Annotated in this window: 5 protein-coding genes; 1 reads left to right on the forward strand and 4 read right to left on the reverse strand. The window is 54.2% G+C overall.

What is annotated here, in order from left to right:
- The first annotated feature begins 66 nt into the window (after window positions 1-66).
- Entirely contained in the window at window positions 67-627 is a 561-nt protein-coding gene (locus Q3886_RS06945) for a manganese efflux pump MntP family protein (RefSeq protein WP_301860546.1), read from the forward strand.
- Between the two features lie 124 nt (window positions 628-751).
- On the opposite strand, the gene fusA is transcribed toward Q3886_RS06945, so the two are convergent.
- The 4 genes from fusA to Q3886_RS06965 all read right to left on the reverse strand — a co-directional run bounded on the left by fusA (window position 752) and on the right by Q3886_RS06965 (window position 7,350).
- Window positions 752-2,827: an elongation factor G gene (gene fusA, locus Q3886_RS06950; RefSeq protein WP_301860547.1), complete on the reverse strand. Its 2,076-nt coding sequence runs from the start codon at window positions 2,825-2,827 to the stop codon at window positions 752-754.
- 119 nt (window positions 2,828-2,946) lie between these two features.
- Entirely contained in the window at window positions 2,947-4,134 is a 1,188-nt protein-coding gene (locus tag Q3886_RS06955) for a M20 family metallopeptidase (protein WP_301860548.1), read from the reverse strand.
- Window positions 4,135-4,136: 2 nt separating this feature from the next.
- Window positions 4,137-6,092, reverse strand: coding sequence for an FAD-dependent oxidoreductase (locus tag Q3886_RS06960; RefSeq protein WP_301860549.1), 1,956 nt, complete (start codon window positions 6,090-6,092; stop codon window positions 4,137-4,139).
- Between the two features lie 28 nt (window positions 6,093-6,120).
- Window positions 6,121-7,350, reverse strand: a complete 1,230-nt coding sequence (locus Q3886_RS06965; RefSeq protein ID WP_301860550.1) for an aminotransferase class V-fold PLP-dependent enzyme — start codon at window positions 7,348-7,350, stop codon at window positions 6,121-6,123.
- Window positions 7,351-7,397: the final 47 nt, after the last annotated feature.

Below are 7,397 nucleotides of genomic sequence, written 5' to 3' on the forward strand. Positions count from 1 at the left end.
TAAAGGCAGTCTGTACCAGTCTGCCTTTACGTCTTTTTTTGTTTTTCTGACAGGAGAGATCGCCTTATGAGTACATTTGAATTGCTGTTACTTGCCATTGGCCTGTCCATGGATGCCTTTGCCGTTTCCATCTGCAAGGGACTGTCACTGGGCCGTATTCAATGGAAACACATGGTCATTGCCGGCGCCTGGTTCGGCGGATTCCAGTTTCTCATGCCGACCCTTGGCTACTATCTGGGAAATTTCTTTACTGAATTTATTATGTCTTATAACTATTGGGTCGCTTTCGTCCTCCTGACGCTCATTGGCGCCAACATGATCCGCGAATCCTTTGACGAGGAAGAAGACTGTCCCGACGCAAACATGGCCATTGCCGCCATGTTTGCCCTGGCTATTGCCACCAGTATTGACGCTCTGGCCGTAGGCGTTACGTTCGCTTTTATGGATGTATCCATTATCCCTGCAGCTATATCCATTGGCTGCGTTACCTTTGCCTGTTCCGCCGCCGGCGTCAAAGCAGGCAGTCTCTTCGGCCTGAAATACAAGGCCAAAGCCGAACGTATCGGCGGATTCGTCCTCATTCTCATTGGCCTGAAGATCCTCCTGGAAGGACTGGGCTGGCTGTAAAACCATAAAAGACCGCATCACACAGGCATCAGCCTGTATGGTGCGGTCTTTTACTGTATATGGCAGCAAATGTTCTCTCTATATAAGAAGGATTTAGCAAATGTTCTCTCTCTATAAAAAGGATTTATTCTTTTTTCGCTTCCTGTGCTTTGGCAATGATTTCGTCCATCAGTTTTTTCGGCACTTCTTCATAGTCGAAGAAGGACATGTTGAAGGTGCCTTTACCCTGAGTCATGGACCGGAGGACCGTCACATAGCCTTTCATTTCAGCCAGAGGAACCTGAGCCTTGACGACGATAATGCCCTTGCGGTTGCGGTGGTGTTCCATGCCGAGAATGCGGCCGCGGCGGCTGCTGAAATCACCCATGACATCGCCCATGAATTCTTCCGGTACGACGACGTCGACGTTGTAAATCGGTTCCAGCAGAATGGGACTCGCTTCAGGCACACCTTTTTTCAGGGCCTGCGCCGCAGCGACCTTAAAGGCCAGTTCCGACGAATCGACAGTATGGTACGAGCCGTCTTTCAGAGTCACTTTGACATTAATCATGGGATAGCCGGCAATGAGGCCTTTTTCCAGGGTTTCGCGGACCCCTTTTTCTACGGCCGGAATATACTGCCGCGGTACGGCGCCGCCGAAGATGGCATCGACGAATTCAAAGGGCTCGCCATTGGTCAGCGGTTCGATGTCCAGAATGACGTGGCCGTACTGGCCATGGCCGCCGCTCTGTTTCTTGTGCTTGCCTTCTGCTTCAGCCCGGCCTTTTATCGTTTCGCGGTATGGAATGTACACATCCTGCAATACCCCTTTGACGCCGTATTTCCGTTCCATTTTATTCAGAATGTGATCGAGGTGAACATCACCCATGCAGTGAACGACGATCTGCTTACCTTCAACGCTCTTTTCCACCTGGCACGTCGGATCTTCTTCGCTGATGCGCAGGAGCGCATTCATGAGCTTTTCTTCGTCCCCTTTCTTTTCCGGCACCATAGCTACGGTGTACAACGGATGGGGGAAGCGAATGGCATCGTAGACAACAGGCGCATCGGCACTGGCAAAGGTATCGCCTGTCCGGGCAAAAGGAAGCTTCGGCAGGACGACAATATCACCGGCGACAGCTTCCGTAACGGGGACCTGTTCTTTGCCGACCAGGGTCATGAGCTTGCTGAACTTTTCTTCTTTCTGCTGCGTCGCATTGTACAGCTTGTCCCCTTCTTTCAGGGTACCGGAAAATACGCGAACGTAGCTCAGCTTGCCGGCAAAGGGATCGATCATGGTCTTGAATACGAATCCTGTAAAGGCCCGGTTCGGATGGACGACGACAGGATCGCCGGTCTTCACATCGGTCCCCATCATGACTTTCTGCGATGCTGCCGGCATGTACGTAATAATGCGGCGCAGCAGTTCCGCAGTGCCAATGTGCTTAATCGCACTGCCGCACATGACCGGGCAGACGCGGCCGGTCAGCATGCCCTGCCGCAGGCCTTTGCGCAGTTCTTCCAGGGTCAGTTCGTCCCCTTCCAGGTATTTTTCCAGGAGCTCGTCATCCCCTTCGGCAGCGGCTTCCATGCACATTTCCCGCACTTCCCGGGCCTTGGCCATGTATTCAGGGGGAACCTTGATTTCTTCGCATTTGCCGCCGGACCAGTCCCAGGCTTTCATCTTGCACACGTCGATAATGCCGCGGAAATCCGTTCCTTCGCCAATGGGAATCTGCAGGGGCATGATGGCTTTGCCGAAGACGGCCCGCATCTTTTCCAGGCAGCCGAAGAAATCGGCGTGTTCTCCATCCATTTTATTGACGTAAAACATGCGGGGAAGATTCAGTTCGACACCGTAGTCCCAGGCCCGTTCCGTATCCATTTCCACGCCCGATTCAGCAGATACGACGAGGAGAATGCCGTCGCTGGCCCGCAGGGCTGCCCGCACTTCGCCGCAAAATTCCGAATACCCCGGCGTATCGATGAAGTTCAGCTTGTAGCCTTCCCATTCGCAGGGCGCAATGCCCAGTTGAATCGTAACATTTCGTTTAATTTCTTCCGGTTCGTAGTCCATGATGTGCTTGTTGTCTTTGCCTACACCTACGGCATCAACGGCGCCGCAGGCCAGGAGCAACGATTCGACAACTGCCGTCTTGCCGGCGCCGTCGTGCGAAAGTACAGCTACGTTGCGAATCTGATCACTTGTGTATTCTTTCATAAATAAATCGCCTCCTATAATCACGTTACCTATAGGATTCGTGATGAGGAGGCGATTTTCCTTTTTTTCCCATGCCTTTTTTCTAAGGCTTCTATGAAATTTTCAAATTATTTACAACCTTACAGGACTCCCATAGCCCGGCATACGAGGGAAACCATCAGTTCTGCGCCGATAGGCAGGCAGTTTTCATCGATGGCAAAGTGGGAATTGTGCAGCGGATATACAGGAGCTCCCGGCTTGGTGGCGCCGAGCCAGAAAAAGGCGCCCTTATAGGCCTGGAGATAGCCGGAAAAGTCTTCGGCTGTCATGGCCGGTTCTTCTGCAGCAGCCAGCGCATCGGCACCAAAGCAGGCCTTGATCGTATCCGCTACAAAAGCAGCCTGTTCCGGTGTATTAGTTACAGCCGCATAGCCCCGTTCGTATTCCAGCGTGCTTTCAGTGCCATAGGCAAGGTCCAGGCCCTGCAGGAGTTTGCCCAGCTTCGTTTCTACCGTATCCTGGGCTTCACGATGATAGGTCCGGCAGGTTCCTTCCAGTTCGACCGATCCGGCGACGATGTTATACCGCGTACCGCCGGCAATGCGGCCAAAGGTCAGTACAGCCGGATAAAGGGGATTGATCTGGCGGCTGATAATGTCCTGAGCAGCCGTAATAAACTGACCGGCAGCGACGATGGAATCAATGCCCTGATGAGGCATTGCGGCATGGCTGGATTTGCCGCGGATGACGATGCGTACGTGATCGGAGGCAGCCATCATGGGGCCCGCTTTGACGCCGATTTTTCCAGTCGGCAGATTGGGCCATACATGGAAGCCGTAAATGGTATCAATGCCGTCGAGAACGCCGGATTTCACCAGTGTTTTTGCTCCGCCGACGGGAGATTTTTCTTCTGCCGGCTGGCAGACGAAGACGACAGTCCCTGCCAGTTCGTCTTTCAGCTGGCTCAGCGTATGGGCGGCACCCAGGAGAACCGTCATGTGGCCGTCATGGCCGCAGGCATGCATTTTCCCGGCGTTCTTGGATGCAAAAGGCAGTCCCGTTTCTTCGGAAATGGACAGAGCATCCATATCGGTCCGCAGAGCAATAGTCGGTCCCGGTTTGCCCCCTTTCAGCGTACCGATAACCGCATGGGTTCCGGCAACGTTTTCTTTTACATCAATGCCGAATTCCCGCAGTTTCTGTGCCATAAAGGCAGCCGTATTCACTTCTTCATTGGAAATTTCCGGATATTCGTGAATATGGCGGCGAATCTGAATCATATCGTTCATATACTGCTGTACTGCTTCTTTAATGGTCTGTTCATTCATCTCTATTCTACCCCTTCTTCTCCAAATGTATAGGCAGCTTCATATCCCTGCCGAATGGCCATGGCTATGGTCCCGCCGCCATTAGCATCGCCAATTACCCGGGCGTTCGGGAACGTCTTCCGAAAGGCATCGACTACGGTGCGGCGCGGCGCAAGGCCTATGGCCAGAATTACCGTATCAGCCGATACCTGAAAGGCTTCGCCGCTATCCACCTGCGTCAGTGCAGCAAAGCCGTCGCTCACTGCCGTAAGCCGGCAACCGGCATATACCGTCGGCTTATATGGCGTAATGCGGCTCATTTCGTCATGGAAAACGGCCGGGAAAATGCCCGTTCCCAATACAGATTTGCGGTCGACAATGGTAACATCCATGCCGTCGCGCAGGAGCACTGCCGCTGTTTCCAGGCCCGTCAGGCCGGCGCCGACGATGAGGCACTGTCCCGTCGGCGAGGCTGCGCCAGTAAGAACTTCTTCTGCCGTCACGACGTACCTGCTGTCTATTCCCGGCAAATCGGGAACAGACGGGGCTGCACCGCAGGCCAGAATGACGCCGGCCGGATGCAGGGCCTGTACCATGTCCGGCGTGGCCCTGGTCTGACACTGTATATCTACGTCCAGCCGTTCTATCTGCGTTTCCATAGTCTGGACAAGACGGGTAATCTGTTCTTTCAGCGGCGGTTTATCTGCTACATTCAGCATGCCGCCGACGTGCGACTTTTCTTCATACAAAACGACATGAAACTGCCGCAGCGCCAGCACGCGGGCCGCTTCCATCCCAGCCGGGCCGCCGCCGATGACGGCAACAGTGCGGCCGGCGCCGTCACGGCGCAGATCGGACAGAACATCTTCCCGAGCTGTGCGGGCATTGACGGCGCAGCGAATGGGCAGGCCCTTGCCGAGAACCCGTTCCCGGCAATAGAGACAGCCAATGCACTGGCGAATTTCATCAGCCCTGCCCAGGCGGGCCTTGTTCATAAAGGCTCCATCAGCCAGCTGAGACCGGCCCAGGCCGACAAAGTCACAGATGCCGTCTTCCAGAAGCTGTTCGGCAAATTCCGGATTTTTAATCGTATTCGTCGCAATGACCGGAATATGGAGTGCTTCTTTATACGCTTTGGCGACGTGCTTTTTCCAGCCTGGCCGATACGAATAGGGTTCACAGTTGGCGTCGCCGTTGCGGGCACTGCCATTGCTGATATTGATGGCGTCAATACCGCACGATTCCAGGTACCTGGCAATTTCCAGCCCGTCTTCCAGCGTCAGAAATCCCGGTTCCGGCGTCATTTCATCGCCGCACATGCGCACCATAATGGGAAAATTTCCCAGGCGGCAGCGGATCTGTTCAATAATTTCGGCAATAAAGCGGCAGCGATTTTTGACAGAGCCGCCGTATTCATCTTGCCGGCGATTATAGTACTTGCTGAAAAACTGGGCAATTAAATACCCATGGGCGCCGTGCAGCTCGACGGCATCGTAGCCGGCTTTCTGACATCGTACAGCAGCATCGACAAACTTCTGCTGAATACGGCGAATATCGTCTTTCGTCATTTCTTTCGGCACAGGCCGCCCATCGGCAATAGGGACGGCACTGGGCGCCAGATTCTGCCGGCCTGTCAAGGCAGGGTTGGACGTGGCACCGCCGTGATGAAGCTGGGCGACGATTTTGCAGTCATACAGATGGACGGCATCGGTCAGTTTTTCCAGTTCTGACACGTGATATTCCTGAGCAGCCCGCAGATTATGGACAGACGGAATACTGTCCACATCGTCGACGCCGGTATATTCATTAATAATCATGGCAACGCCGCCTTTGGCCCGTTCCTGGTAATAGCGAATCTGCCGGTCCGTAACGATGCCGCGGCTGTCGGCCAAATCCGTAGCCATAGGCATCATGACGGCCCGGTTCTTTAATTGTAACGGGCCAATACGCCCTGGCGCAAACAACAACGGATATATCATATACATGCTTCCTCTCTATACTATGGGTTCAGCAGGACCCACGCAAAACAGCATCGGAAATGTGCTTCAACACTTCTTTATCTAACTGATGCAGCGCATTCAGCAGACAATCCAGCTCTTCTTTCGTCGTAAAAACGCTGAGGCTGACCCGGACGGTGCCGCCAAAAGGTTCATCCTGCAAATGGCGGTGAATCAGAGCAGCGCAGTGATGGCCTGCCCGCACGGCAATGTCATGGTCATAATCCAAAAAGGCTCCCAGTTCATTGGCCTTCCATCCGTCCACATTCAACGACACGACGCCGGCCTGTTGAGACAGGCCGCCGGGAGCAGCGTATACATGAATGCCTGGCACGGCTCGCAGACGAGGCAGAAAATAGGCCATCAGCATATCTTCCTGCTTCTTCGGAGCCACAGGCTGCGCCGCCAGCCACTGCAAAGACGCCTCGAGACCGGCAACAGCAACGGTGTTCATACTGCCGCACTCCAGTTTCTGCGGCATATATGACGGCATGTCCAGACTGAGGGAGTGAATGCCGTTGCCGCCGGCAAGAAAAGGCTGCAGATCCGCGCCATTGCGGAGTAAAAAACCGGCAATGCCAAAGGGAGCATACAGCGTCTTATGTCCGGCAAAAGCGATGGCGTCAGCCTTGATCTGGGCAAAGCGAAGTTTCAGCAGCCCCATGGCCTGCGCCGCATCGAGGAGCGTAAAAGCTCCGTACTGCCGGGACAGGCGGAAGATATCGGCAAAGGGCAGGATATACCCCGTTACATTGCTGACCGCCGTAACGGCAACGAATGTCGGCGGCATCTCCGCAAAAAGCTGCGCCGTCCGTTCCATGTCGATAGCTCCATCGGCTGTCAACGGCAGCTCACGAAGGCAAATGCCCCGGTGGTCCTGACAGAGCTGATGGAGTGGCCGCAGAACGGCATTATGTTCATACGGCGATACGTAGGCCACATCACCAGCCTGCCAGTGCCGGCCGTGAATAATCTGATTCAGGGCGATCGTCACAGACGGCGTCAGTACGATTTCTGCCTGCTCACGGGCATCGCACAGACTGAGCAGCATCTGGCGGACATGACGGATCATCTCATTGGCCTTCCGGGCCGCGCCATAAGCGCCCCGTCCGGCATTGACTGCACCAGTCCGGCCAAAGGAGTCGACAGCCTGATATACACATTCTGGTTTGGGATAGGTTGTAGCCCCATTGTCCAGATAAATCACGGGCTCATCTCCTTCTTTTTCTGCATCTGTCAATCATACGTATATTTAGTATATATTGCCTGACACCGTCCATTGTACAC

Origin of the sequence: uncultured Megasphaera sp., assembly GCF_958350005.1 — a bacterium.
GTDB lineage: Bacteria > Bacillota > Negativicutes > Veillonellales > Megasphaeraceae > Megasphaera.